Raw genomic sequence first — 23,971 nt, forward strand, 5'->3', positions numbered from 1 at the left:
CAGAGCGACACTTGCCACTCACGAGGTAGGCGCGGGTCAGGCGGTGCGGCGGGGGCGTTTGGTGCCCTTGCCGGCGGTGCGGGGTTTGGGCGTGGACTCGGACTTGGTGTCGGCTTTGGGCTCGGCCTTGCTCTTGGCGGGAGCCTTGGCGGGGGCCTTCGTCGCGGTCTTCGTGCCGCCGGCGGACTCGGGCTCCGGGTCGTCCGCCGCTCCGGACCGCTGCGCGGGCACCTTCGCCGCCCCGGCCGACCCACCGGCCCCGGCCCCGGTCCCGGACGAGCCGGCCTTCGCCGCTTCGACGCTGCGCTGCAGGGCGGTGAGCAGGTCGGTCATGCTGTCCGCGCCGGTGCTCCCGGAGTCGGCCGCCACGGGCGCTTCCCGGGTGTCGCCGGTGCTGCGCTTGCGGTCGATCAGCTCGATCATCGCGTCGCGGTACTCGTCGGTGAACCGGCTCGGGTCGAACTCCGCGCCCATGCTGTCCACCAGCGAAGAGGCCATCTGCATCTCCTGCGGACGCAGCTCCACCTCGGCGTCGAGGATGTCGAACTCGGGCGTGCGCACCTCGTCCGGCCAGAGCATGGTCTGCAGCACGATGACCTTGTCCCGGACCCGCAGCAGCGCCAGCGTCTCTCGGGACCGGATGGCCACCTTGACCAGCGCCATCCGGTCGGTCGTGCGCAGCGCCTCGCGGAGCAGGGCGTACGGCTTGGCGGCCTTGGAGTCCGGCTCGAGGAAGTAGCTGCGGTCCAGCAGCAGCGGGTCGACCTCGTCGGACGGCACGAACTCCATCACGTCGATCTCGCGGTTGCCACTGGCGGCCGGTAGCGACTCCAGGTCTGCCTCGTCGAGCGTGATCAGCTCGCCGTCCTCGGTCTCGAAGCCCTTGACGATGTCGGCGTACTCGACCTCGTTGCCGCACACCTCGCAGACCCGCTTGTACCGGATCCGACCGCCGTCCGCGCCGTGGACCTGGTGGAAGCGGACGTCGTGGTTCTCCGTCGCCGAGTACAGCTTCACCGGCACGCTGACCAGACCGAACGACACCGCGCCGGTCCACATTGCGCGCATGGTCGGTCTCCTCCCCTTGGCATGCGTCGTGGGTGACAGCATGAGCCCGTGGACCCCATGCTCGCCACCCCTGGATCTCTTCCGGTCGGTGCCCAGTGGTGTTACGAGGTCAAATGGGACGGCATGCGGCTGCTCGCCGACATCAGCTCGGGAGCCCAGCAGGGCGGCGCTCCGGGGGCGGCGCAGCCGCGGCTGCGGCTGGCCAGCCGGACCGATCGGGACATGACCCGGCACTTCCCGGAGCTGGGCGGACTGACCGGTCAGCTGTCCGATGCGCTGCTGGACGGCGAGGTGGTGTCGCTGGCCGGCGGCGCGCCGTCGTTCGCCACGCTGGCCGACCGGTTCCACCGGGTGCCGACGCCGGCCGAGGTGGCCGCCCGACCGGTGATCTACCTGGTGTTCGACGTGCTGCGGCTGTACGGGGTGTCGCTGGTGGACCGCCCGCTGACCGAGCGCCGGGCCACGCTGGAGCGGCTCGGGCTGGACGGCGTGCCCCAGGTGCAGCTGTCCCCGGTGTACGACGACGGCCCGGCGCTGTTCACCGCGACGGCCGAGCAGGGCCTGGAGGGTGTGATCGCCAAGCGCCGGGACTCGGTGTACCGGCCCGGCCGGCGCAGTCCGTCCTGGGTGAAGGTGACGCACCGGCTGACCCAGGACTGCGTGGTCGGCGGTTGGCGCCCGGAGCGCACCCACCCGTCGCGGATCGGCGGCCTGCTGCTCGGGGTACCGGGGCCTGACGGCGGACTGCGCTTCGCCGGCCGGGTCGGCTCCGGGGTGGCCGGGGAGGCGGTGCAGCACGCGCTGCGGGACCGGCTGACCGCGGCCGAGGCGTCCCCGTTCGACGAGGCGCTGCCCCGCGAGGACGTCGTCGACGCGCACTGGTGTGAACCGACGCTCTTTGTCGAGGTGAGCCACACGGGGTGGACAGATGGTCACCGTCTGCGACATCCGGTGCTCTCTCGGCTGCGATTGGACCGTTGAGACCCTCGCGCCACCCGATCGGGTTAGTCGAACTAACGCCTCGGGTGGGTGTCAGGTGCTGCGGGTACCCGCCGATGCGGCCACTATGGGCCGCGACCGTGATCGCCACGTCCACAAGGAGGGCGCTATGAGTTTCCTTGACAAGGCGAAGGAAATGCTCGGCAAGCACGACGACAAGGTCGACCAGGGCATGGACAAGCTCGGTGGAATGGCCAAGGGCAAGTTCCAGGGCCATGACGAGCAGATCGACAAAGTGACCCAGATGGGCAAGGACTACGACTTCGGTGGTGGCACGGAGGGGGGCGGCAACGAGGGCGGCGGTCAGAAACCTCCGCCCGCCGCCGAGCAGCCCCCCGCCCAGTAATACCGGTCCGTCCCACGGCGGCGCGCTGGCCAGAGATGGCAGTGCGCCGCCGTACGGCTATCTTGACGCTGGTGACCACGATGTTCACCTGGCAGAGCAGTGACGGCCGGGCCATGGAAAGTGCCCGGGTGCTGCTCAGCGCGGGCGGGATGCGCGCGCTGGGTCGGTCCGTCCACGTGCCGCTGGACGGGCCGACATTCACCGCCTCCTACCGGTTGACCGTGGACGAGCAGGGTGCACTCGCCCGGCTGTCGGTCACCAGCGCGGCCGCTGACCGGGAGCGCAACCTCACGCTGAACCGCACCGAGGACGGCTACTGGATGCTGGACACCGGCTCCGGTGGCGGCCGTGCCGACTTCGCCGGTGCCCTCGACGTCGACCTGGCCTACAGCCCGCTGTACAACTCGCTGCCGATCCGCCGGCTGGGGCTGCACCGCCAATCCGGCGACCACGAGCTGCCGATGGTGTTCGTCTCGCTGCCCACCCTGAAGGTCGAGCTGGTCACCCAGTGCTATCGGACGGTGAGCCCGCTGGACGAACAGGGCCGGTCGGCCGTGCACTTCCGCTGGGCCGACTTCGCGTCCGAGCTCGTGGTCGACGAACAGGGCATGGTGCTGGACTACCCGGGCCTGGCTACCCGGATCTGATCCACTACTCCCAGCCGACCAGGACCTGACCGTGGCGGCCGAGTTCGCGCAGCCCCGCCATGTCGGTGTCCCTGGCCACCTTCAGCTCGGGTGCCGAGCGCGCGGTGCGCCACTGTTGGCGGCCCCGGTGCCCGGCGTTCACGGTGGCGGCCAGGCCGCCGGTGGAGGCCAGCGAGCCGCGCGCGGCGCCGAGGCGGCCGAGTGCGTCGTCCACCGCCGTGAGCAGCGCGGGCCGGTTCCCCTCACACATCGCCAGCACCAGCTCCGGGCGGGTGTCGGCGACCCGGGTGCCGTCGGCGAACGACCCCGCGGCCAGCAGCATGGCCAGCGCGCCCGCGCCGGGCTCACCGCCCCGCTCGTCCCCGGCCGCGACGGCGGCCAGCACGGCGGCCAGCAGGTGCGGCAGGTGGGAGATCCGGGCCACCGCCGCGTCGTGTTCCTCGGCGGCGGCCGGCACCACCCTGGCCCCGCAGTCCCAGGCCAGCTCCGCGACGTCCGCCCACACCTCGGCGTCGGTTCCGTCGTCGGCGGCGACTACCCAGTTCGCGCCGCCGAACAGCGTGGTCGACCCCGCCGCCCAGCCGGACTCGGCGGTGCCGGCCATCGGGTGCCCGCCGACGTACCGGGCGGTGGGCGCGTACTTCTCCACCGCGTCCCGCATCGCGACCTTGACGCTCACCACGTCCGTCAGCCGGCAGCGCGGGGCCACCGCGTGCACCCGGCGCAGCACCCCGGGCACCGCGGGCAGCGGCATCCCGAGTATGACCAGCGCGTCCGCGTCCTGGGCTCGGACCAGGGCCTCGTCGGTGCTCGGCGCGACGTCGTACCCGTCCGCCCGGGCGGCGGCGGCGGTAGATTCGGACGCGGTCGCCGCCCAGACGGTCCGGCCGGCGGCCACCGCGGCGCGGGCCAGTGAGCCGCCGATGAGTCCGAGCCCGAGCACACAGATTGGCCGTGAAGTCACGGGCCGGGAGCCTACGCCGGGGCGCCGGGCGTCCCGGGCGCGAGTCACTCGTGCCGTTGCTCGCGGAGAAGGGACCTCTCGGCGCAAGAACCCGTCCCGTCGTCGGCGATTCCGAGACCCCGATTTGTCACCCGTTCGAGCTACGGGTTAACTTCGCCTCGCGAGTTCTGGGGGGCGCTTGCCGGCCATCCCCAACCGGCGGCGTCGGATGGCTCGCCGGGATCGAGAGGGCGTCGATGCCCACTGTCGAACATCGCCGTGCGGCCCAGTCCCCGTTGCCGGTGACTGGCCGCTGTCACCGCTGCGGTGACCAGGTGATCGGCTGCACGGACCACGAAGACCGCCTGATCGCGGTGCACCCGATCGCCGTGCCGGGCGGCGAACTGATCATCAACGGCAGCCAGTGCCGAATAGTGCAGGTACTCACGTCGAGGGAGGCCTCCGCCGCACACCGGCGCGGTGACCTGGGATTTGTGCCGCACGCCAGGCTCTGTCGTCGTCCAGGACTCCGTTGACCGCCCGCTCCGTGCCCCGAGCGCGAAGCGTGACCAGCGCTGCCGGTGCGGCGAACAGGGCTGTCAGCGCAGCGCGTCGAGCGCCATCCCGGCGTACATGGCCACCCCGTCGGCCATCGCGGACTCGTCGAACTGCACCCGGTTGGAGTGGTTCGGCGGGGCGTTCTCCGGGTTCAGGTGCGGCGGGCAGCCGCCGAGGAAGGCCAGCGCCCCGGGCACCTGGTTGAGGACGTAGGCGAAGTCCTCCGAGCCGAGGATCGGGCTGGCCATCGGGCTGACCCGGGCTGGCCCGAGCACCGTGGCGGCCACGGCGTCCACCCGGGACGCCGCGCCGGGGTCGTTGACGACGATCGGGTAACCCGGCTCGAGCTGCACGCTGGCCGTACAGCCGTACGCGGCGGCGGTGTGCTGACACACCAGGCGGACCTGTTCGTGCAGGAAGACCCTGGTGTGCTCGGACAGCGTGCGCAGGGTCGCCTCGAGGAACGCCGACTCGGGGATGATGTTGGACGTGGTGCCGGCGCGGATGTGGGCGACCGTGAGCACGGCCGGTTCGAGCGCGGTGACCCGGCGGGTGATCATGGTCTGAAGTGCACCGACCATCGCGGCGGCGGCCGGTACCGGGTCCAGCGCATCGTGCGGCGCGGAGGCGTGCCCGCCCCGCCCGAGCACGGTCACCCGCAGTACGTCGGCCGCCGCCATCAGCGGTCCCGGCCGGGTCTGCACGGTGCCCGCCGGAATGGTGGCGCTGATGTGCAGCGCGTACGCCGAGCTCGGCACCCCGGCCGGCCCGGCGGCGTCCAGCAGCCCCTCGCCGATCATGTACCGGGCGCCGTGCTGCCCCTCCTCGCCCGGCTGGAACATCAGCAGTACCCGCCCCGCGAGCAGGTCACGGCGGTCGGCGAGCAGCCGTGCCGCCGAGGCGAGCATCGCGGTGTGCGTGTCGTGCCCGCAGGCGTGCATGGTGCCGTCGATCATCGAGGCGTACGGCAGGCCGGTCTGCTCGGTCAACGGCAGCGCGTCCATGTCGCCGCGCAGCAGCACGGTCGGCCCCGGCCGGTCGCCCTCGAGCACCGCGACCACCGAGCTGCAGGACCGCCCGGTGTGCACCTTCACCGGCAGGTCGGCCAGCTCGTTCAGCACCGCGGTGCGGGTCAGCGGCAGCTCGAGTCCCAGCTCCGGGTGGCGGTGCAGCCGGCGACGAAGCGTGACAGTGCGGGGCTGCAGCGCGCGGGCCGCGTCGGTCAGGCCGGCGAGCCGGCGGTCGGGGTTGTCCGGCATGCCCTGATCCTGGCATCAAACTCAGCGTATTGGTGCGGGGTGTGCCGGTCCCTCGGTCCGGTGATCTTCCGGCGGCGTTCGCCGACCGCTCCGTGCCGGGTGTGACCAGCGGGTGGCTCAGTCCTCGTCGCCATGTGTGACGGATGTCGAATCGGTCTTCCCCGGTCGTCCGAACGGACAACTCTGTTGGACCAACGGGTCAACTTCAGGTTGTGGTTTGGACCACATACAGAAATGGGCTTACCTTGGTGCTATGGCCGTCCAGTCTGTTCGTGACTCCGCCAACGCACGGACCGTTTCTCGGGCCGAGGCGAAGGAAGAGGTGCTGCCCGGGTTCGCGGTTGCCGCGATCCGGGAAGAGGGGCGTTGGCGCTGTGCCCGGCTGGAGGCCGAAGCGCTGGTCGATCTCGACACGGCGATCACCGAGCTGCGCGGACTGCGCTCCACCGGTGCCGTGCTGGGGTTGCTCGCGGTCGACGACTGCTTCTTCGTGCTGCTACGGCCGGTGCCGGGCGGCGTGTCACTGATGCTGTCCGACGCGGTTGCCGCGCTGGACTACGACGTGGCCGCCGACGTGCTGGACCTGCTGCGCGTCGACCTGCCGCCGGAGGACGCGGGCGACGACGAGCCGTGGCCCGAGGGGGACATGGCCATCGTGGCCGACTTCGGGTTGCCCGCCGACGAGCTCGAGGTACTCGCCGGTGAGTGGGAGCTCTACCCCGACGAGCAGCTGGCCGCGATCGGGCGCCGGTGCGGTTTCGCCGATGCGCTCGCCGAGGTCCTGAACGGCAACTGACGCTCAGGCGCAGCCACGTGCATACCGAGGCCGACGAAGCGCTGGTCCGACGCGCCCTGCAGGTTGCCCGGGGCGCGCTGGAGACCGGGGATGTGCCGGTCGGCGCGGTCGTCTTCGGCGCCGACGGCACGGAGCTGTCCGCCGCGTGCAATGCCAGGGAAGCCCTCGGTGACCCCACCGCGCACGCCGAGGTGCTCGCGCTGCGGGCCGCCGCATCGGTGGTGGGCCACTGGCGGCTCGACGGCGCAACCCTGGCGGTGACCGTGGAGCCGTGCACGATGTGCGCCGGGGCGATCGGGCTGGCCAAGGTGTCCCGGGTGGTCTTCGGCGCCTGGGAGCCGAAGACCGGTGCGGTGGGTTCGCTGTGGGACGTGCTGCGCGACCGGCGGGTGCTGCACCGGCCGCAGGTGATCGGCGGGGTGCTGGCCGAGGACTGCGCCGCGCTGCTCGGCGACTTCTTCGCCGACCGCCGCGCCCACTGACTCCGCGCCGCCCGGTGGCTCGTACCGGCGCCCTGTGGATAGGCCGCGACAGACTGTCAGGCCCACCGGGCAGACTGGGCGCCGTGAGCAAACGTGACAGCCACCGCTGGCGCCGGCGACACAGCGGGCTGACCCTCGATGTGCTCGCCAACGAGTTGTTCCACGGCTCGAGCAGGCACAGCGAGGGCGAGGGCTGGGCGGTTCGGCACGCGCAGCGCCTGGTCGCCAAGGCGTCCGGTGTGGCAGCGCCGTTCGGGCAGGCGGCCGACGCCGCGCTGACCGGCGGGCTGGACGCGACCTGGCGGATCGGCTGGCAACCGATGGACATCTGGCAGGTCTTCCGGCGCCGGATGGACGACGAGGTCGCCGAGTTCATCGTCGGCGCGATCGCGGCCGAGGCCGTCCGGTATCCGGCGGCCGCGTCGCACCCGAGGTGGCGGGCGCAGCTGGCGGAGCTGGGCGCGAGGCAGTGGTGGCCCCAGGACAAGCCCTACGCCGAGGCGTGGGCCGAGCGGGCGGGCATCGACACGGTCTCGATGCTTGCGCTCGTGCTCGAGGCACTGGCCCACCTGCGCGTACTGCAACCGGAACCGGAGCTGATCCCCCCGCCGGGTAGCTACAGCGGGCCGGGGCCGGCCTCCGGTTCGCCTCAGTCATCGATATCCGGGTCATCGGCCTCCGCCGAGGTCGACCCGAAGGTGCTGGCCAAGGTGCGCGCGCTGCTGGCGAAGGCGGAGTCCACCGAGTTCCCCGAAGAGGCCGACGCGTTCTTTGCCAAGGCGCAGGAGCTGATGAGCCGGTACTCGCTGGAGCGCGCGGTCGTCGAGGCGCTGGACTCAGCGGGCCGCGGGGTGCCGGTGCGTACGGGTGGGCGGCGGATCTGGCTGGACAGTCCGTACCTGGGGCCGAAATCAATGCTGGTCACCGTCGTGGCCTCGGCCAACCGGTGTCAGGCGGTGTTCGCCCAGGCGCTCGGTTTCGTCACGGTGATCGGCGAGGAGACCGACACCGAAATCGTCGAGGTGCTCACCACGTCGCTCCTGGTCCAGGCCGGCCGCGCGATGCTGGCCACCGGTAGTCAGGTCGACCGGCGCGGCCAGTCCCGGACGAAGTCGTTCCGGCAGTCGTTCCTGATCTCCTACGCGCAGCGGATCGGCGAGAGGCTGCTCGAGGCGACCGAGCGGGCCGAGGCGGAGGTCACCGAGTCGATCGGCGACGGCCGGCTGCTACCGGTGCTCGCCGCGCGGGAGGAAGCCGTGCAGCAGCGGGTCGCGGAGCTCTTCCCACACCTGGTCAGCCGCCGGGTGTCGGCGTCCAACCCCGCCGGGTGGACGGCCGGGCGGGCCGCCGCCGACCTCGCCGTGCTGGACGTCCACCGCGCAGTCAACGACTGAGCCCGCGCACCTGTCAGCGGCGGGGCGGCAGCACGTCGGCCACCACGATGGCGACGTTGTCCGGGGCGCCCGCGCGGCGGACGAGTGCGATCAGCTCGCCGACCACCCCGTTCGGATCCTGGTGACGCATCAGCGTGTCGCGCAGGACCACCGGGTGCAGCACGGTGTGCAGGCCGTCGGAGCAGAGCAGGTAGCGGTCGCCGGGGCTGGGGTCGTACTGGGGCAGTACCGAGGGCTCGACGATGTCCCCGCCGTGCAGCGCCCGGGTCAGGATTGCCCGCTGCGGGTGCCGCGCGGCCTCGTGCTCGGTCAACTCACCCTTGTCGATCATGCCCTGTACCAGGGTGTCGTCGTGGGTGAGCTGCAGCAGGTCGCCATTGCGCAGCAGGTATGCCCGCGAGTCGCCGACGTGCACCAGGGCGAGCTCGGAACCGGACCAGGCCAGCGCGGTCAGCGTCGTCCCGGCGCCGGACAGCGCACTGTCCGACGTGGTCAGCGCCCGGACCGCGTCGGCGGCACGCTGTGCGGCCAGCCGCAGGCCGTCCAGCAGCGCACCCGGTTGCGGCGCCGGCGCGGCGGCCATCGCCTGCAGCGCGGAGGCGCTGACCAGTCCGTTCGGGCTGGGCGGCCCGAAGCCGTCGGCGACCGCGAGCAGCCCGTCGCCGGCCCAGGCCGCGTCCAGATTCTCACCGCGCACCAGGCCGCGATCGGTGTGCGCGGCGTAGCGCAGCGTCAGTGGCGGCGCACTCGAATCGGTCATGCGGGAGCCCTCTCCGGACACGGGTTCTCCCGAACAGGGTGCACCATCGCGGCCCGGCCGACCCCGGCCCGTCCCGGTCGGTGCGCCCACCGCGGCTCGGCGGGCTCGCGCGGGTCTGTCGGCCCGCGTGGCTCGGGATGGCTCAGCGGACCCGGACCATGTCCTCGTGGTGCTGGGCGAGCATTTTCTCCAGGGTGGCCGCGTCCCGGTCGCGGATCGCGGCGACCATGTTGGTGTGCACCTCCATGTTGTGCGCCCGGGGACCCTCCTGGCCCTCGACGAAGCTGGCCTTGGTCATCGTCGCGCTGAGCACCGACACGATCGTCTGGTACAGCCCGATCAGCACCTCGATCCGGGACGCCCTGGCGATCGCCAGGTGCAGCCGCAGGTTGGCGTCCATCCAGGCGCGTGGGTTCTCGCGGGCGGCACGCATGTCGTCCAGCGCCCACTCCATGGCCCGGATGTCCTCCGGGGTGGCCCGCTGCATGGCCACCGCCGGGAACATGGTGTCCAGGTACCGGCGGGCCTCGAAGAGCTGTTCCGGGTCGACGGCGAGCCCCTGGTGCCACAGGTCGATGCCCCCGAGGCGGACCTGCGGCGGCGGGTTGGCCACGAACACCCCGCCGTTCGGCCCGGGTTTGACCTCCACCAGGTCCCGTTCGCGCAGGATGCGCAGCGCCTCGTTCATCACCGACGGGCTGACCCCGAACCGGCTGATCAGCTCGGTGCGCAGGCCGAGACGGGTGCCCGGCTCGGCGTGCTCGGCCAGAATCTGCGTCTCGAGCGTTGCGGCGACCTGCTGCGCCCGGGAAGCTCGAGGTGTCGGGTCAGCCGCCATCCGGTCCTCCGGTGCTGGTCATCGACGTGATCGTAGGCCGTGAAAATCAAATGCCACTAGAATGAGAGCACCTCAGCAGCGGCTTCGTCAAAGTTCTGAGCCAACCTCTTGAATTCTGATACTAGGATTTCTAAGGTCGGAGTCGCAACGGCAGCGCAGCCAGGAGGTGTGGCCCCATGACCGACCGGGATGGGCTGGTCGATCTTCACACTCACGCGATCTCGCCGGCGATGCCCGATCTGGGCGCCGCCGAGCCAGGTTATCGCTGGCCGTCGGTGCAGCGGCTCGACGACACGACGGCGCGGATCCTGCTCGGCGGTGCTCCGTACCGGGACGTGGACGACCGCTGCTGGTCCGCCGATCGCCGGCTCCGGGACATGGATGCCGACGGCGTCGCGGTGCAGGTCGTCTCGCCGACCCCGGTCACCTTCTGCCACGACGCCCCGGCCGACGGCGCCGCCGTGCTCGCCGCCGCGCAGAACGAGTTCCTTGCCGAGCTCACCGGCGCCCACCCGGACCGGTTCCGCGCGCTCGGCGCCGTGCCGCTGCAGGACACCGGACGGGCGATCGCCGAGCTGCGCCGCTGCATCCACGAGCTGGGCTTTCTCGGTGTGGAGATCGGCACCAGGGTCGGCGACACCGAGCTCGGCGACCCCGAGTTGGACCCGTTCTTCGACGCCGCCGCCGAGCTCGGCGCGCTGGTCTTCGTGCACCCCGCCGACGTCACGCTGGACCCCCGGCTGACCAAGCTCAAGATCCCGTTCGGCGCCGGCATGCCGTCCGAGACCGGGATCGCCGCCGCCGGCCTGCTCACCAGCGGTGCGTTCGGCCGCCGCCGCCCGGGGTTGCGGATGTGTCTCGCGCACGGCGGTGGCACCCTGCCCTGGCTGCTGCCCCGGTTGGACAAGGGCGAGTGGATCAAGAATTCGGCGGTTCCGGACGAGCAGCTGCCGAGCCGGCTGGCCACCCAGCTCTACAGCGACTCGCTGACCTACGACGCGGCGAGCCTGCTGCTGGCGGTGCACCGCTACGGCGCGGAACATGTGGTGCTGGGCACCGACTACCCGTTCGCGGCCAAGGAGGAGCCCACCGGCGCCGTGCTGAAGGCACCTGATGAGGAGCTGTCCGCGCTGCTCAAGGCGGCCATCGGCAGGGACAACGCACTGGCGCTCATGAAGGGCTAGCTGGAGTGCACCGCACAGATCTGGAGGTAGGCGCGGCATGGCACAGTTCCTCGGACTAGGGATCACCCACTACCCACTGCTCGCCGTCACCGACGAGCACATGGCCGACCTCCTCCGCTGGACCCTGACCGACCCGGGTATCCCCGAGCCGGAGAAGGACCCGGCGAACTGGCCGGAGCTGATGCGTCGGGAATGGGCCGGCGACGGCGGCACGGCGGCCGCCGCCGGGCACCGCAAGGAGCTGCGCGCCGGGTTGGCCCGCACCCGGGAGGCGCTGGACGAGTTCCAGCCGGACGTGGTGCTGGTCTGGGGCGACGACCAGTACGAGAACTTCCGCGAGGAGGTCGTGCCGCCGTTCTGCGTGCTGGCCTACGGTGAGACCGAGGTCGACCCGTTCTCGCTGATGTTCAACCGGGGCGCACCGAACGCCTGGGGCCTGCCGGAGGACACCACGTTCACCCTGCACGGCGATGCGGACGGGGCGCGGCGGCTGGCGAACGACCTGCTGGGCGACGGGTTCGACGTGGCGTACTCGTATCAGAAGCGGGAGAACGGGCACTTCCCGCACGCGATCGCGAACACCCAGCTGTTCCTGGACTACGACAACGCCGGGCGGGAGTTCCCGTACAAGATCCTGCCGATCACGGTGAACTGTTACGGCCAGCACGCCATCGTCCGGCACGGTGGTATGGCCCGGTTCGCCGAGATCACCGACGAGCGGCTGGACCCGGTCGGCCCGACCCCGGCCCGCTGTTTCGCGCTGGGGGCGTCCGTGGCCAGGGCGCTGGCGAAGACCGACAAGCGGGTGGCGCTGGTCGCCTCCTCCAGCTGGTCGCACGCGTTCCTGAACGACAAGGACTGGCACCTGCGCCCTGACACCCCGGCCGACCGGCGGCTCTACGACGCGTTCACCCGCCGGGACTGGGACGTCTGGACGGCCACCACCGGCAAGGAGGTCGTCGATGCCGGTCAGCACGAGATGCTCAACTGGTTCTGCCTTGCCGGCGCCATGCACGAGCTCGACCTACCGCTGAGCTGGTCGGAGTTCGTCACCACCGATGTGTTCAACTCGAACAAGTGCTTCGCGATCTTCGGTGAGGCGGGGGCTCCGGATCAGTTGTGACCCGGCGGCGGTGAATGAGCTGACCGGGATCGACGGCCGGCGATACAGTCGTCGCTCGGTTGCAAGGACGCGGCACATAGGGAGCAGGTTCGGTGTCAGAGACGACGGGGTTGGCCGAGTTCCGGGCCGCGCGGCAGTTCTTGTTGGACAACCGGGAGGACTACGACGCGGCGTATGCCGGGTTCCGGTGGCCGGTGCTGGACGAGTTCAACTGGGCGTTGGAGTGGTTCGACCACCTGGGTGCCGCCCCGGACAGCGCGGATCGGCCGGCGTTGTGGATCGTCGAGCAGGACGGCTCGGAGCGGAAGTGGACCTATGCGGAGATGTCCGCCCGGTCCAACCAGGTGGCCAACTGGCTGCGCTCGCGCGGGGTGGTGCGCGGTGACCGGATCGTGCTGATGCTGGGCAACCAGGTCGAGCTGTGGGAGATGATCCTGGCGGCGATGAAGCTGGGCGCGGTGGTCATCCCGGCGACCACGCTGCTGGCCGAGTCCGACCTGCGCGACCGGATCGACCGGGGTCAGGCCAAGCACGTGGTGGTGGCGTCGGCGGAGACCGACAAGTGGTCGGCCGTGTCGGGTGAGTACACCCGGATCGCGGTGGGCGAGCAGGTCGAGGGCTGGGTGTCCTACGCCGACTCGGGCAACGAGTCGCCGGTGTTCACCCCGGACGGGGTCACGAAGGCGTCGGACACGCTGTTGCTGTACTTCACCTCGGGCACCACGGCGAAGCCGAAGCTGGTGGAGCACACCCAGGTGTCCTACCCGGTGGGGCATCTGTCCACGATGTACTGGATCGGCCTCGAACCCGGCGACGTGCACCTGAACATCTCCTCGCCGGGCTGGGCCAAGCACGCCTGGTCGAACGTGTACGCGCCGTGGAACGCCGGCGCCACCGTATTGATCTACAACTACGCCAGGTTCGACGCGGCGACCATGCTGGAGGTGATCGGTCGGTGCGGCGTCGACTCGTTCTGCGCGCCGCCGACGGTGTGGCGGATGCTGATCCAGGCTGACCTGACCGCGTTGAAGACCCCGCCGGCGAAGGTGGTCGGCGCCGGTGAGCCGTTGAACCCTGAGGTCATCGAGCAGGTGGAGAAGGCTTGGGGGGTGAAGATCCGGGACGGTTTCGGCCAGACCGAGACGACCGTGCAGATCGGCAACTCGCCCGGTCAGATGGTGAAGCCGGGTTCGATGGGCCGCCCGATCCCCGGCTTCACGGTGGCGCTGGTGGACGTGGCCTCGGGTGAGGTCGCGGAGGAAGGCGAGATCTGCCTGGAGCTGACCGAGCGGCCGCTCGGGTTGATGGTGGGTTACCGGGACGACGCGGAGCGCAACGCCGAGGCGATGGCCGGCGGCTACTACCACACCGGTGACGTGGCCAACCGCGACGACGACGGCTACATCACCTATGTCGGTCGCGCGGACGACGTGTTCAAGGCGTCCGACTACCGGATCAGCCCGTTCGAGCTGGAGAGCGTGCTGATCGAGCACCCGGCGGTGGCCGAGGCCGCCGTCGTACCGCAGCCGGACCCGATCCGGCTGGCCGTGCCGAAGGCGTACGTGGTGCTCGCCGCCGGGCACGCCGCCGACCGGGATACCGCGCTGTCCATCCTGCGCTACGCCCGCGAACAGCTCGCCCCGTACAAGCGGATCCGCCGCCTGGAGTTCGCCGACCTGCCCAAAACGATCTCCGGCAAGATCCGTCGCGTCCAGCTGCGCGGCCAGGAGCAGGGCGGCTCCCGGCAGGGGGAGTACCGCGAGGAGGACTTCCCGGAGCTCAAGGACTCCTGACGCCGGTAGCGCCGGACCCGAGGAATGATCCCGGACCCGGCAGTGTCCTAGGTCCCTGCCGGTCGACATCCGATAGTAGGGGGCACGGACATGGCGAACGAGGGCACCGCGAACGCGCGGGGGACCGCGACCTACGACTTCACCGGCTCGACCGTGCTGGTCACCGGCGGCGGAACCGGGATCGGGTTGGCCATCACCGAGGCGTTCCTCGCCGCCGGCGCGAACGTGGTCATCACCGGGCGGCGCAAGGACAAGCTCGACGAGGCTCTGAAGGACGCCGACCCGGCTCGCTCGGCCGCCATCACCACGGACGTCAGCGACGGGCAGCAGGTCCGCCAACTGGTCGACCAGGTCATCAACCGCTTCGGCCGGCTGGACGTGGTGGTCAGCAATGCCGCCGGGTATGCCAACGGGCCGTTGACCGAGCTGGACGACGCCGACTGGGAGTCGTTGCGGGGGGCCAACATCGACGGGTTCTTCCACCTGGCCAAGGCCACGCTGCCGAAGTTGGCCGAGTCCGGCGGCAACCTGGTGGCGGTGTCCAGCGTGTCCGGCATGCGCGGTGACTGGGGCCAGGCCGGCTACAACGCGACCAAGGCGGCGGTGTCCAACTTCGTCCGCTCGCTGGCGCTGGACTGGGGTCCGAAGGGCGTGCGGCTCAACGCGGTGGCCCCGGCGTTCACCGTCACCGATGTCACGCGCCCGTTCGCCGAGGACGAGGCGCTGCTCCCTCGGTTCGTCAACCGTGTCGCGCTCGGCCGGGTGGGCCAGCCCGCCGACATCGCCCCGGCCGTGCTGTTCCTGGCCAGCTCGGCGGCGTCCTACGTGACCGGTGTGGTCCTGCCGGTCGACGGCGGCACCAGCGCCTCCACCGGCCAGGCGCACATCTGAGCTGGGCGCCCCGGCTCAACGGTGATGCGGGCCCTGGCTCGCGGCCCGCACGGCTGAGGTAAGGTTTTCGGCGGTGGCGTGTCCGAGCGGCCGAAGGAGCACGCCTCGAAAGCGTGTGAGGTGCAAGCCTCCGTGGGTTCAAATCCCACCGCCACCGCCAGTGTGACCAGGCAAAACGCCGGGCCTCCCGCACAGGGAGCGCCCGGCTTTTCGCTTGTGGTTGCAGTTCTGGTTGCAGTTGTTCGAGTCTGAGCAGTTCTCGAGGCTCCGAGGGGGCGACAGCACTTCTCACACGACCGACGTTGTGTCGCCGTAAACTGTGGGACTCGCTTCAACTAGCGGCCTGCTCGAGTACTTGGGTTGGTCACCACGGCTGTCTTCTGGTGCTCGTCCGGTCCGAGCGCCGTGCGGTAGAACGGCGTCCGGTCCAGCACACCCGACGGGGTCAGCTACCGAAGTACCCCGAATTAGATCGCTTGCTCCAAGATCTGGGTTCAAGTCCGTTGACCGGTCTGTCGAGATGATCGCCGCGAACCGAAGAGATGCTGTGACCGGGGTAACGTCCAGGCGCTGAGCCTCGACCTTGTAGTCACACGGGACGCGCAGGAGGAACGATGCCCAAGCCCACCAGAGTTGGAAAATTTGGTGAATATCTTGTTGACGAGGCCGGCGGAATAGTGTGGATATGGGAGGACGGGAACTGGGTGGAAGGACTCGATCCCATATTCGCTTCACCTGACGTTGAGGTATTGCGCCGCCTCGAAGACCCGCAAGACGAAGTCGACGATGAGTAACTCGGCCGACACCACCCCGTCCTCGTCAATCCAAGAGGAGGTCGTCCATGCCCAGGCAGGCAGTCAGACTCGATCTGCTGCAAAGTGGATCATCAGCACACTCGCAGCGACAGCTGGAGTCATCTTCGGTGTTGGTCCGATTGTCTCAAGGCCGACGCTCTCATGGCAACATGACAGCCTGCAGCTAATCGTCGCCATAATATTAGGTGCCGCAAGCCTAATTGGGATTGTCGTTCTAATATTGAAAGTCGCCGCGATTTTGATGCCCGTGCGCGTTACGCTATCTTCTTTGCCGTCAGTCTTGATTGCCGAGCTAGATGGATCTGCCGGAACACGTCTTCCCAATGATGCAAATAGTTTCAATAATTTCGTCGAGAATCTCAAGAAGCACGAACTTCGCGCCGTAAACATGTCGGCCGATGTTCGTCGTACGGAAAGGAAACTTCGGAGCTTGCCGCGAGGCGACGCCCGGACATTGCTCGAAAAGCGGCTCGCCGTTCTTGAACCCGAAGCTGCTACTGCCATCGCCAACAGGGAGGTATACTGGGAGACGACTCGGCGGCTGCTCCGCGACGCCACATTTATACAGCTCCGCAAACTTTACGAAGATCGAAGTAAATCTATCTGTTTCTTTGCTCTACTGGCAGCCCTAGGAGGGCTCGGATTTCAGCTATCGTTAGCCGCAGACAACAAGGAACCAGTGGGACAGGTCGCGTACGTGACCCCTATCTTGTCAGATATCGGCCAAAAAATATGGAGTGGACTCCAATTTGACCGATGCCGGCTACCCTCCGGGGAGGTTCCGGTAATTCTCGAAGGCGGCAGTGGTAGCAGTATTGATCCTTATCGATTTACAACCATGGAGGTCGTTAACGGCTGTCCAACAGAATCAATCAGCCTCTCTTCCGATCAAATCTTGATGCGCCACCCTGAACGAAACACGATCAAGATCGAACTGACGAAGTAATGACACGATAAATCATGCTGGTCCGCGGCCGCCCGCACTAACAGGTGTAGCAACATCGTCAACTGGTCCTCGGTAGGATCCATCGGTTTGACTAACCCACAATGCGCCGTGCACCCGCAGTGCAAGACGATGTGGGGCTAGCTCGCTCGACGTACTATCGAAGATCGCCTCGCCCACAACGCATGGTAGGTTTCGGCTTCTGAGATCCCGATCGATCGCCTCGACTACCCAGACGTACCGCGAGAACCGAGCGGTACGGTACTCGCGAATCGCTCGGCGGGTAAAGCCGCGACCATCTAGCCTCTGCTTGTAGGTGTTCGACGTCTGCGCGTAGGTGCGGAGTGCAAGTCTATCTTGAGAGATCAGAGTATCGAGACTGCTAACGTTCGCTAAGCCAGATTTGGCTTCACGTGCCGCAACGACACGGCGAGATACACCTACAAGGAATGTCCCGCCAGCACGTTCTGCTGCCTCAGGAGCGAGCCATAGCTTCGCGGGCGTAGGTATTTGCAGCGTCCGCCAAGGCGCGTGCTCACGTGTCTCACTGGTTAGCGGATCAATGTAGGTGTCGTACTGGATATTGGCGACGCGCAGATAAGGGCCTACTTGGTCGTCGTGTCGTATCAGTTCCACACCCTGTCTCTCAAGCGTTAGGCGACGCCACCCAATGAGAACAAATGCATGATCCAAGGTGTTGATAATTACTGGATAGCCTGAATTTAGGTAGCGGCATGCGACGGAGGCGATTCGGGAATCCCATCGTGCGGCAGGCTCGCCTTCAACTGGCGTTGGATCCGGCTTCCCCCAAGGGAGTTTTTGTTGCGGGAGCCGCCCCACGGCGTAATACGTTGCAGGCAAGCCAAACTTCCGAAACAGATCACTGACCTGCGACGCTGTAAGGCCGACAGTCGGAAGCGGTCTGTTTGGGGTTAGCCGTGGGTCTGCAAGAAGAGCGAAGTCTGCACTTACGCGGCGGCTCACGTCCCCGCGCAGCATCGCACTGTAATGACACATCCATGCTGCAGCATGTGCACAGGACCCCAAACCTGCATCCTGCTGAGCGAATGGGGCGGCGATAATCTCGAGCGGCTGACCGAAGAGGTATACGATCTCCCTCTCCGCAGTGCGCACATAGTCAACCATATCTGCGGGGGGACTCAGCATCGCGCGTGCGACCGGTCCAGTTCTGGAGGGTCGCACGACGACGTAACCTAAATAGCCGCAAGCATCCGGTAGATCGACAAGGCGTCCAGTCTCGATTCTCGTCGAGAAGAAATGGATCCGATGGGTCGAATCCGGTATGAAGCGGAATGATCGCGCGTAGAATGCAGCGTATTCGCTGCGATAGTCTAGATCAAGATAGCGGGTCTCAACGACTACTGTCTTTGTGCCGTGTTCACGGGCTATCTGCAAGCATCTGCGCAGCGGACGGGAGTTGTTGCATGGTAGATATCTCTTGAGTAGTTTATCCCAGTCCTCTGAAGCGGTTGGGTAAACAATCTCGGCAGGATTTGGGTACTCCCAGTCCTTGAGTTGCATGATCGCCGTTACTCGCCCGGAGGCAAACTAGAGTCCGAGGAGATGGACGCACCGGCAACCGTGAACACGCTGGGCGGTCCTGTTTGCTTCTGGGACACTTTTAGTCCTTCACGGGTTGCAAGCGATGAGAGAGTGATTGTAGTCACATCGGAGCACGCTGTAGCCTATCGGGTGATGAGCGTTGCTCAACGCGGCTACGTTCAGTGACGGGCCGCCGCTCAGCGTAGCCGGACTGGAGGTTGCATTGTCATAACGATTTGTGTGACACTGGGACGTTGCGGTAACGGTCGGCCCGGGTCACTCGTATCTACGGCTATAAGACTGCAAGGAGGGCCTAGTGACGACAAGAAAGAACGTTCTTGAGCCGGCCAAGACCGACTTGGAGCTGCCTCAGCGGCCCGACGAGTTGATCGATGAAGACGACAAGCAGCGCCTTGAGCAGGATCTTGAAGAGCTATCGCGCAGTCGTCGCGCGGTGGAGGCAGAGGTTGCTATGGCTCGGTCACCGTGGGGGGATTAAGTCTGATGGCTCGCGCCAAATTCTGCTAGCGAGAGTCGTGATCTAGACGTCTGCGCGGTGCTGACGCCCCACACCGGAATCAGGCAGCTCGAGGTCCGACGTCGGCTTGTGTTGCCCGATGCGGGTGGGCTACACCCGTCGCCAGCCCCAACTCGATGCAAGTAGTTCGGTCTGCGGTACGCCACCGATCGCCCTCCGTTGGGCTACGAGTCGGGCTGGTCTTCGGCTGTTGGGCGGCTTGGTGGGAGGCGGTGTTCTGTAACAGACGGGCGGTAGACGGGCCTCGGTCCTGCGCCCAAGTCGCAGCGACTGATCGATCAGGTCTGAGCCGCCGTCTGCACGCGGTGGCCGGGGCGCCGTCAAGGGAGCACCCCGGCACTCTCGCAAGAACACGATGTCCAGTTCGACGCGGCGGCCCGGGTCCGTTATCGGTGCCCGCCGGCTTTTGCGCTCGATGGTGGCTCTCCTGGTGGCTTCCAGATGAGGTCGCCTATTTGGTCTGCAACTTCTCGCCGGATGGATGCGACGATGTGCTGGTACCGCACTGCCATCGCGGTGCTTGACCAGCCCATCACCGCCATCACAGTCCGCTCGGTGACGCCGAGCAGCAGCAACACAGTGGCGGCGGAGTGTCGAGCATCGTGCAACCGGCGTTCCGGAACTCCCGCCCGTTCGAGCAGTTGCTTCCACGCGGTGTAGTCGGTACGCGGGTTGAGCGGCTGACCGGTCGGCGTCGTAAAGACGTAGCCGGTCTCAGTCCACAGATCACACGCGGCCTCGCGCTCCATGTCTTGGCGTTCCCGGTGCCTCTTCAGTAGTGACACGAGGGGATCGGGCAGACCCATACCCCGCTTTCCTGCTCGTGACTTCGTGTCGGACGTCTCTGGCCTCAGAGGGAGTCGGTCGGGGCAGTGACCGCCGTACCTGTGGCCGCACGGCTCCTTGCAGCCGTGCATCCACTTCGGCCTGAGGCGGCTTCGCAGCACGAGCAGTGTGCCGCTGTCGAGGTCGACATCAGTCCACTTGAGTCCGAGCGCCTCCCCCTGCCGGAGCCCCAAAGCCAGGGCCACCGCCCACCGGGCACTGTTTCGGTCGGAGTCGGCGACGTCGAGGATTCGCTTGACCTCCTCCACCGTGCACGGCTCGACCTCCTCCTCGTCGGGCCGCGGCGCGCGTGCCAGGACGGCCGGGTTCTCTGTGATGTGCTTCCGTCGCAGCGCCTCGTTGAGCGCTCCCCGGATCGTGCGATGAACCTGGTGAGCCGTCGCCGGCCTGGAGCCGTTCTTGACCATCTTTCGATAGAGCCGTTCGAGATGCTCCGGCTCGAGCCGGTCGATGCGATGCGCGCCGATACCTGGAATGAGGTGAACTCGGACTGCCACCCCGTATGCGGAGTGCGCGTTCTCGGTGATCGCCGGCGGCGCCACGATCGTCTCCAGCCAGTGCGTTAGCCACTGTTCGACAGTCCATGTCTGGCCGGCCTTCCGTACGCTGCCGTCATCACGTTGCCGTTCGAGAACGCGAACCTTCGTGGTGACTTCTGCTCTCGTCTTTCCCCGGACGTGGCGCCGGTCAGACTTGCCGTTGTCTTTGAGTCCGACGGTGACGTAGCCGTGCCAACTTTGGTCCTTCTCGCTGTAGTAGATGCTGGACCGGCCGTTCGCCGCTCGTGAGTTCTTGCGTGCCATGGTCAGCCCCTCCTCAGCTGCGTCCGGACGGTGGTTTGGTCGGCGACTAGTCGGGCTGCGTACTCACGGACCGAGTCGATGTGAACTCGTCGTAGGCGTCCGATCTGGACGGATGCGATTTCTCCGGCCATAACGAGGGAGTACGTCTTGGTCTTGCCGATTCCCAGGCTTTCGGCGGCCTCCTCGACGGTCAGCAGCACCCGCGTGGGCATTGCAGGTGTCGTGGGGTCGGGGGTCTCCCGTGGTTGGTCAACGGCGAGCAGGCGAGCAAGCTGGGCGAGCAGCCCGGCTACCTCCGTGGTGCGTGTGGACGGCTGATTGGCGGTGTAGTGCCGCAGGTGGCTTTGGGTGCCCATGCTGGTGGGATCTCCTCTGTGGCAGCGCTGGTGGTGGGCGCGTTTCGGTGCATGGGTTGCCTCCTGTGATTGGGGTGGTTCGTGGACGCCACGGAGTGGCTGGTGGGGTCGGTAACCCCGGTAACGTCGGTAACTTGCCTGTTCAGGCGGTTACCGTTAGGTGCGCGGTTACCGAGGGATCGGTAACCGAGCTTGGTGCGCCAGCTATTCATGCGTTCCCGGCTGCGATGCGGTTACCGACGGATCGGTAACCGAGGATTCATTGGTAACCGGCTGACCTGCGCGGTTACCGGAGTTACCGGGGTTACCGCTGCCGGCGGGTTCGGTGACGGCGGGCAGGTAGCGGCTCCAGGCGTCGGCTAGGCCGAGCTGGCGGTCGGTGCCGTAGATGACGTAGCCCTTGACGGTGGCGCTGGCGTGCTTGAACGGCACGATCCGCACCCCGTAGCGACCGAGTTCTTTGGAGAGACGCCGGGCGTCGAGTGGTCGGCCTTCGAGGTCTGCCCATCCTGATTCCTCCATCTCGAGAAGCGCGGCCAGCAGCACGGCCGACGGCAGCCGGTCGGCTTGGTGGCGGGTGAAGATGGCGCGCAGGTCGGCCAGCAGCCGCACACCGGTGGAGCGGACCTGAGGCCCGCTGTCGAGCACGAAGTACTCGCACGCGGCCCTGGCGGTGGCTGGCCAGTGCCCGCCGGCTGCATCGGCGATGGCGAGAAGTGGCTCCCAAATCTCGGCAGGGCGATCGGTGACTCCGTCCGGGATGTCGGGTTCGGCAACCCCGACCTCGTCGGCGATCGTTGACATCCAGGCGGCGAGCGACTCCCGGACCGGCGTCGCTGCTCGTTCGACCACCCGTTGTCGGAATGGCTCTACAGCCTGGTCGGCCCGGCGGCGGCGCATGTGGATGGTGACCGCCCGGGTGGTGATGGTGTCGGGCATGGCGCCGGCGATCCCGGCCAGTGCCGCCGGGGCGAAGACGTGGAACCGCTGGACCTTCATCGCCTTGGCATCGCCGACACACCGCGCGACGGTCGCGCCGTTCTTGTAGCCGGCGTTCAACAGTGCGCGTAGGTCCTCGTTGCTACCTCCGTTCTGGTTGAAGATCGCGTCTACCTCGTCGAACAAGATGGAGATCGGCCCGGCCGATACGAGTCGAAAGAGCGCCGCAGGTGTGGCCGAGATAGTCATCTCCGGCGCAGCGACCAGGTGGGCGGCGACTTCCAACACGCGGGTCTTGCCGGATCCGGGTTCGGCGGAGTCCAACACCAATCGCGGGGTGATATAGAAGCGGTCGACCACATGCGTGTGGGCGTACCAGAGCGTCAGCGTGGGGACGCAGTGGCCGTCCGGGAACACGCTGTAGCGCGAGACGAACGCCGCCACCTCGTCCAGCACATCGTGCCCCTGCCGGGGGATCGCGCCTGGCGGGGCGGGCCCGAGCCAGTCGAGGGGGCGGAGCGGGGTGACCTCAGTCGACTCGTCGGTTTCTTGCGCGCTCTCGGCCGGTACGCCGCGAGCGCGGCCGGTCAGCCACAGTGCTTGGCAGTCCTCGGAGCAGAAGTCGTCTGACGGAGCAACGCCCAGCGGCCTGCCGCACTTGCGGCACACGCGGCCGTCGGTCTCGCTGATCGCGGAGTCGATCGCGGTCATGGTGTAGTCCCAATCGCTAGTCATGTGCGCACCTCCTGCGGCGTGCTCTGGCGATGTGCGCGGTGACGCGCCGGGTTGATCAGGCCCCGCGCTCATGCGCCGCACTTCTCGCTGGTGGCCTGCTCGACAGTGGGCAGACGTCGGGGTCTGCGAGCGCCGTAGACCAGCCCGGACCGGATCGTCGTGGCCAGGCCCCGCACCGTGCAGTCGCACGGCCCGGCGGCGATCGGCTCGGCGGCGCGGGTCAGCATGACCTCGGCTTCGGACATGTCCAGGGCACCGCCGGCAGCGAGCTGGCCGAGGGCGCGGGCGGCGGTGAACACCGCCGCGTTGTGGTGCCCGCTCCCGGCTGTGTGGACTCGCTGCAACTCCTCGCGCAGTACTGCCGCGAGATACCGCCCCGGTGAACGGAGCGCCGCCGAGAGCGGTTCAGCTGCCCCTGAGCTGGCCGTGGAGCGGTCAGCAGACAGTGCCCGGTGTAGCCAAGTGGGCAGCTCAGTGGGCGGGGTGTCATCCAGCAGTTCGTAGGACCCGCCGGAGCGCCCGGCCCGGGTTCGGCTGGGCCGTCGGGGTGCGAGCCAGCACCCCGGTGCCAGGACATAGCCGCCGACACCCCGGCTGTCGAGCAGCACTCCGAGCGTCCGGGCACTGTTGCCGATCGGGGGGCCGGCCGGTGCCCGGAAGTACAGGTGCTGTCCGCCGGACGGGGTGCTCACGGTAAAGGTGTCCGGGATCTCGGCCCCGGCGGCCGCCGCGAGCTCGGCGAGGGTGTCCAGGCCCGTGACGAGCCGACCGGTGCCGGCGACGGTGCCAGGTTTGGGCATGTCGCAGTCGATGACCACCAGCCCGGACGGTCCGGCAGCGATCCCGGCATTGAACCGGGGCCGCTGGCTGTAGAAGGCGATCAACCGCGCCGGGTCGGTGCTGGCGCGCTGTTGCCAGTCGGTGATCGCGGGGCGCTTGTCGCCGGGCCGGACCGGGAACAGGTGCCAGCCTTGCTCAGCGCAGCAGATCCAGCCGGTGATCCGAGCGCGTACGTCCGGCGGCAGCCCGCCGAATGCGTTGCTGATGAGGCGTTGGGTACAGAGGTCGGTGCTCATAGCTGGCGAACTCCTGGTGACGGTAAGTGACTGTTGTTGGGTGTGGAAGGCCGCGTCGTGTCCCGATGTCGGGTATCGCGGCGGATGGTGGAGCGGGGTTAGCTGGGTAGTTAGGTGCCGGCGGGCGAGTTAGTTTCTTCACTCGCCGGGTTAGGCACGCCCTCTGAGCTGCTGACCTGCGATGAGTTAGGGTTAGTGCCGAGTTAGGTCGGACCGATCCGGGGCCTGGGGAGGCCGATCCGCGCGGTTTTGACGGACCGATCCGACCTAACTCAG

The 23,971-nt window shown here is 68.1% G+C and carries 22 protein-coding genes and 1 tRNA gene; 14 read left to right on the forward strand and 9 right to left on the reverse strand.

The features are described 5' to 3' along the window. Positions 1-36: 36 nt before the first annotated feature. Positions 37-1,068: a non-homologous end joining protein Ku gene (gene ku, locus ACTXG6_RS06480; RefSeq protein WP_445186851.1), complete on the reverse strand. Its 1,032-nt coding sequence runs from the start codon at positions 1,066-1,068 to the stop codon at positions 37-39. Between the two features lie 57 nt (positions 1,069-1,125). Between ku and ACTXG6_RS06485 the strand changes: the two genes are divergently transcribed. The 3 genes from ACTXG6_RS06485 to ACTXG6_RS06495 all read left to right on the forward strand — a co-directional run bounded on the left by ACTXG6_RS06485 (position 1,126) and on the right by ACTXG6_RS06495 (position 3,060). Beyond that, complete coding sequence (locus tag ACTXG6_RS06485; protein WP_445189930.1) at positions 1,126-2,049, forward strand: ATP-dependent DNA ligase; 924 nt, start codon at positions 1,126-1,128, stop codon at positions 2,047-2,049. 127 nt (positions 2,050-2,176) lie between these two features. Next, positions 2,177-2,413, forward strand: a complete 237-nt coding sequence (locus ACTXG6_RS06490; protein ID WP_445186852.1) for an antitoxin — start codon at positions 2,177-2,179, stop codon at positions 2,411-2,413. 80 nt (positions 2,414-2,493) lie between these two features. Further along, the gene (locus ACTXG6_RS06495; RefSeq protein WP_445189931.1) at positions 2,494-3,060 is read left to right on the forward strand and encodes a putative glycolipid-binding domain-containing protein; all 567 of its coding nucleotides are present in this window, start codon (positions 2,494-2,496) and stop codon (positions 3,058-3,060) included. 4 nt (positions 3,061-3,064) lie between these two features. On the opposite strand, the gene ACTXG6_RS06500 is transcribed toward ACTXG6_RS06495, so the two are convergent. Then, positions 3,065-4,024, reverse strand: a complete 960-nt coding sequence (locus ACTXG6_RS06500) for a prephenate dehydrogenase (RefSeq protein ID WP_445186853.1) — start codon at positions 4,022-4,024, stop codon at positions 3,065-3,067. Positions 4,025-4,602: 578 nt separating this feature from the next. Continuing rightward, on the reverse strand, positions 4,603-5,820 hold the full coding sequence (locus ACTXG6_RS06505) for a M20 metallopeptidase family protein (RefSeq protein ID WP_445186854.1): 1,218 nt from the start codon (positions 5,818-5,820) through the stop codon (positions 4,603-4,605). 253 nt (positions 5,821-6,073) lie between these two features. Between ACTXG6_RS06505 and ACTXG6_RS06510 the strand changes: the two genes are divergently transcribed. From ACTXG6_RS06510 to ACTXG6_RS06520, 3 genes are all read left to right on the forward strand, one after another. Continuing rightward, positions 6,074-6,616: a tRNA adenosine deaminase-associated protein gene (locus ACTXG6_RS06510; RefSeq protein ID WP_445186855.1), complete on the forward strand. Its 543-nt coding sequence runs from the start codon at positions 6,074-6,076 to the stop codon at positions 6,614-6,616. A gap of 17 nt (positions 6,617-6,633) precedes the next feature. Beyond that, entirely contained in the window at positions 6,634-7,098 is a 465-nt protein-coding gene (locus tag ACTXG6_RS06515; protein WP_445186856.1) for a nucleoside deaminase, read from the forward strand. An 83-nt stretch (positions 7,099-7,181) separates the two neighbouring features. Next, the gene (locus tag ACTXG6_RS06520; protein WP_445186857.1) at positions 7,182-8,492 is read left to right on the forward strand and encodes a DUF2786 domain-containing protein; all 1,311 of its coding nucleotides are present in this window, start codon (positions 7,182-7,184) and stop codon (positions 8,490-8,492) included. Between the two features lie 13 nt (positions 8,493-8,505). On the opposite strand, the gene ACTXG6_RS06525 is transcribed toward ACTXG6_RS06520, so the two are convergent. Then, positions 8,506-9,252, reverse strand: a complete 747-nt coding sequence (locus tag ACTXG6_RS06525; RefSeq protein WP_445186858.1) for a PP2C family protein-serine/threonine phosphatase — start codon at positions 9,250-9,252, stop codon at positions 8,506-8,508. Positions 9,253-9,394: 142 nt separating this feature from the next. After that, positions 9,395-10,090, reverse strand: a complete 696-nt coding sequence (locus ACTXG6_RS06530; protein ID WP_445186859.1) for a FadR/GntR family transcriptional regulator — start codon at positions 10,088-10,090, stop codon at positions 9,395-9,397. Positions 10,091-10,266: 176 nt separating this feature from the next. Here ACTXG6_RS06530 and ACTXG6_RS06535 point away from each other — a divergent pair, with 176 nt between their 5' ends. From ACTXG6_RS06535 to ACTXG6_RS06570, 8 genes are all read left to right on the forward strand, one after another. Then, on the forward strand, positions 10,267-11,274 hold the full coding sequence (locus tag ACTXG6_RS06535) for an amidohydrolase family protein (RefSeq protein ID WP_445186860.1): 1,008 nt from the start codon (positions 10,267-10,269) through the stop codon (positions 11,272-11,274). A gap of 37 nt (positions 11,275-11,311) precedes the next feature. Then, positions 11,312-12,397 (forward strand): extradiol ring-cleavage dioxygenase, encoded by a 1,086-nt coding sequence (locus tag ACTXG6_RS06540; RefSeq protein WP_445186861.1) that lies wholly within the window; start codon positions 11,312-11,314, stop codon positions 12,395-12,397. Between the two features lie 92 nt (positions 12,398-12,489). Next, positions 12,490-14,190 (forward strand): AMP-binding protein, encoded by a 1,701-nt coding sequence (locus ACTXG6_RS06545; protein WP_445186862.1) that lies wholly within the window; start codon positions 12,490-12,492, stop codon positions 14,188-14,190. A 90-nt stretch (positions 14,191-14,280) separates the two neighbouring features. Continuing rightward, positions 14,281-15,081 (forward strand): SDR family NAD(P)-dependent oxidoreductase, encoded by an 801-nt coding sequence (locus ACTXG6_RS06550; protein WP_445186863.1) that lies wholly within the window; start codon positions 14,281-14,283, stop codon positions 15,079-15,081. A 72-nt stretch (positions 15,082-15,153) separates the two neighbouring features. Further along, a tRNA-Ser gene (locus tag ACTXG6_RS06555) sits at positions 15,154-15,241 on the forward strand. Between the two features lie 454 nt (positions 15,242-15,695). Beyond that, positions 15,696-15,875 carry a hypothetical protein gene (locus ACTXG6_RS06560; protein WP_445186864.1) on the forward strand — a complete coding sequence of 60 codons (180 nt, stop codon included), beginning with the start codon at positions 15,696-15,698 and terminating at the stop codon, positions 15,873-15,875. Beyond that, the gene (locus ACTXG6_RS06565; RefSeq protein ID WP_445186865.1) at positions 15,868-16,842 is read left to right on the forward strand and encodes a hypothetical protein; all 975 of its coding nucleotides are present in this window, start codon (positions 15,868-15,870) and stop codon (positions 16,840-16,842) included. Before ACTXG6_RS06560 ends, ACTXG6_RS06565 begins: the two co-directional genes overlap by 8 nt. Before the next feature lie 1,876 nt (positions 16,843-18,718). After that, positions 18,719-18,901 carry a hypothetical protein gene (locus ACTXG6_RS06570; protein ID WP_445186866.1) on the forward strand — a complete coding sequence of 61 codons (183 nt, stop codon included), beginning with the start codon at positions 18,719-18,721 and terminating at the stop codon, positions 18,899-18,901. A gap of 425 nt (positions 18,902-19,326) precedes the next feature. Here ACTXG6_RS06570 and ACTXG6_RS06575 read toward each other — a convergent pair whose 3' ends face one another. The 4 genes from ACTXG6_RS06575 to ACTXG6_RS06590 form a co-directional block, all read right to left on the reverse strand. Continuing rightward, positions 19,327-20,589 (reverse strand): tyrosine-type recombinase/integrase, encoded by a 1,263-nt coding sequence (locus tag ACTXG6_RS06575; protein WP_445186867.1) that lies wholly within the window; start codon positions 20,587-20,589, stop codon positions 19,327-19,329. A gap of 2 nt (positions 20,590-20,591) precedes the next feature. After that, positions 20,592-20,945 carry a helix-turn-helix domain-containing protein gene (locus ACTXG6_RS06580; protein WP_445186868.1) on the reverse strand — a complete coding sequence of 118 codons (354 nt, stop codon included), beginning with the start codon at positions 20,943-20,945 and terminating at the stop codon, positions 20,592-20,594. A gap of 204 nt (positions 20,946-21,149) precedes the next feature. After that, entirely contained in the window at positions 21,150-22,619 is a 1,470-nt protein-coding gene (locus tag ACTXG6_RS06585; protein ID WP_445186869.1) for a DUF3631 domain-containing protein, read from the reverse strand. A 68-nt stretch (positions 22,620-22,687) separates the two neighbouring features. Then, positions 22,688-23,695 carry a bifunctional DNA primase/polymerase gene (locus ACTXG6_RS06590; RefSeq protein ID WP_445186870.1) on the reverse strand — a complete coding sequence of 336 codons (1,008 nt, stop codon included), beginning with the start codon at positions 23,693-23,695 and terminating at the stop codon, positions 22,688-22,690. Positions 23,696-23,971 lie beyond the last annotated feature (276 nt).

The organism is Pseudonocardia sp. Cha107L01, from assembly GCF_052566575.1.

Excerpts from the sequence above, each read along its gene's own strand:
- ACTXG6_RS06585 (WP_445186869.1), bottom strand. The coding sequence starts at position 22,619 with ATGACTAGCGATTGGGACTACACCATGACCGCGATCGACTCCGCGATC.
- ACTXG6_RS06540 (WP_445186861.1), top strand. The coding sequence starts at position 11,312 with ATGGCACAGTTCCTCGGACTAGGGATCACCCACTACCCACTGCTCGCC.
- ACTXG6_RS06580 (WP_445186868.1), bottom strand. The coding sequence starts at position 20,945 with ATGGGCACCCAAAGCCACCTGCGGCACTACACCGCCAATCAGCCGTCC.
- ACTXG6_RS06565 (WP_445186865.1), top strand. The coding sequence starts at position 15,868 with ATGAGTAACTCGGCCGACACCACCCCGTCCTCGTCAATCCAAGAGGAG.
- ACTXG6_RS06590 (WP_445186870.1), bottom strand. The coding sequence starts at position 23,695 with ATGAGCACCGACCTCTGTACCCAACGCCTCATCAGCAACGCATTCGGC.
- ACTXG6_RS06530 (WP_445186859.1), bottom strand. The coding sequence starts at position 10,090 with ATGGCGGCTGACCCGACACCTCGAGCTTCCCGGGCGCAGCAGGTCGCC.
- ACTXG6_RS06510 (WP_445186855.1), top strand. The coding sequence starts at position 6,074 with ATGGCCGTCCAGTCTGTTCGTGACTCCGCCAACGCACGGACCGTTTCT.
- ACTXG6_RS06575 (WP_445186867.1), bottom strand. The coding sequence starts at position 20,589 with ATGGCACGCAAGAACTCACGAGCGGCGAACGGCCGGTCCAGCATCTAC.
- ACTXG6_RS06495 (WP_445189931.1), top strand. The coding sequence starts at position 2,494 with ATGTTCACCTGGCAGAGCAGTGACGGCCGGGCCATGGAAAGTGCCCGG.
- ACTXG6_RS06505 (WP_445186854.1), bottom strand. The coding sequence starts at position 5,820 with ATGCCGGACAACCCCGACCGCCGGCTCGCCGGCCTGACCGACGCGGCC.
- ACTXG6_RS06560 (WP_445186864.1), top strand. The coding sequence starts at position 15,696 with ATGCCCAAGCCCACCAGAGTTGGAAAATTTGGTGAATATCTTGTTGAC.
- ACTXG6_RS06485 (WP_445189930.1), top strand. The coding sequence starts at position 1,126 with ATGCTCGCCACCCCTGGATCTCTTCCGGTCGGTGCCCAGTGGTGTTAC.
- ACTXG6_RS06490 (WP_445186852.1), top strand. The coding sequence starts at position 2,177 with ATGAGTTTCCTTGACAAGGCGAAGGAAATGCTCGGCAAGCACGACGAC.
- ACTXG6_RS06535 (WP_445186860.1), top strand. The coding sequence starts at position 10,267 with ATGACCGACCGGGATGGGCTGGTCGATCTTCACACTCACGCGATCTCG.
- ku (WP_445186851.1), bottom strand. The coding sequence starts at position 1,068 with ATGCGCGCAATGTGGACCGGCGCGGTGTCGTTCGGTCTGGTCAGCGTG.
- ACTXG6_RS06525 (WP_445186858.1), bottom strand. The coding sequence starts at position 9,252 with ATGACCGATTCGAGTGCGCCGCCACTGACGCTGCGCTACGCCGCGCAC.
- ACTXG6_RS06550 (WP_445186863.1), top strand. The coding sequence starts at position 14,281 with ATGGCGAACGAGGGCACCGCGAACGCGCGGGGGACCGCGACCTACGAC.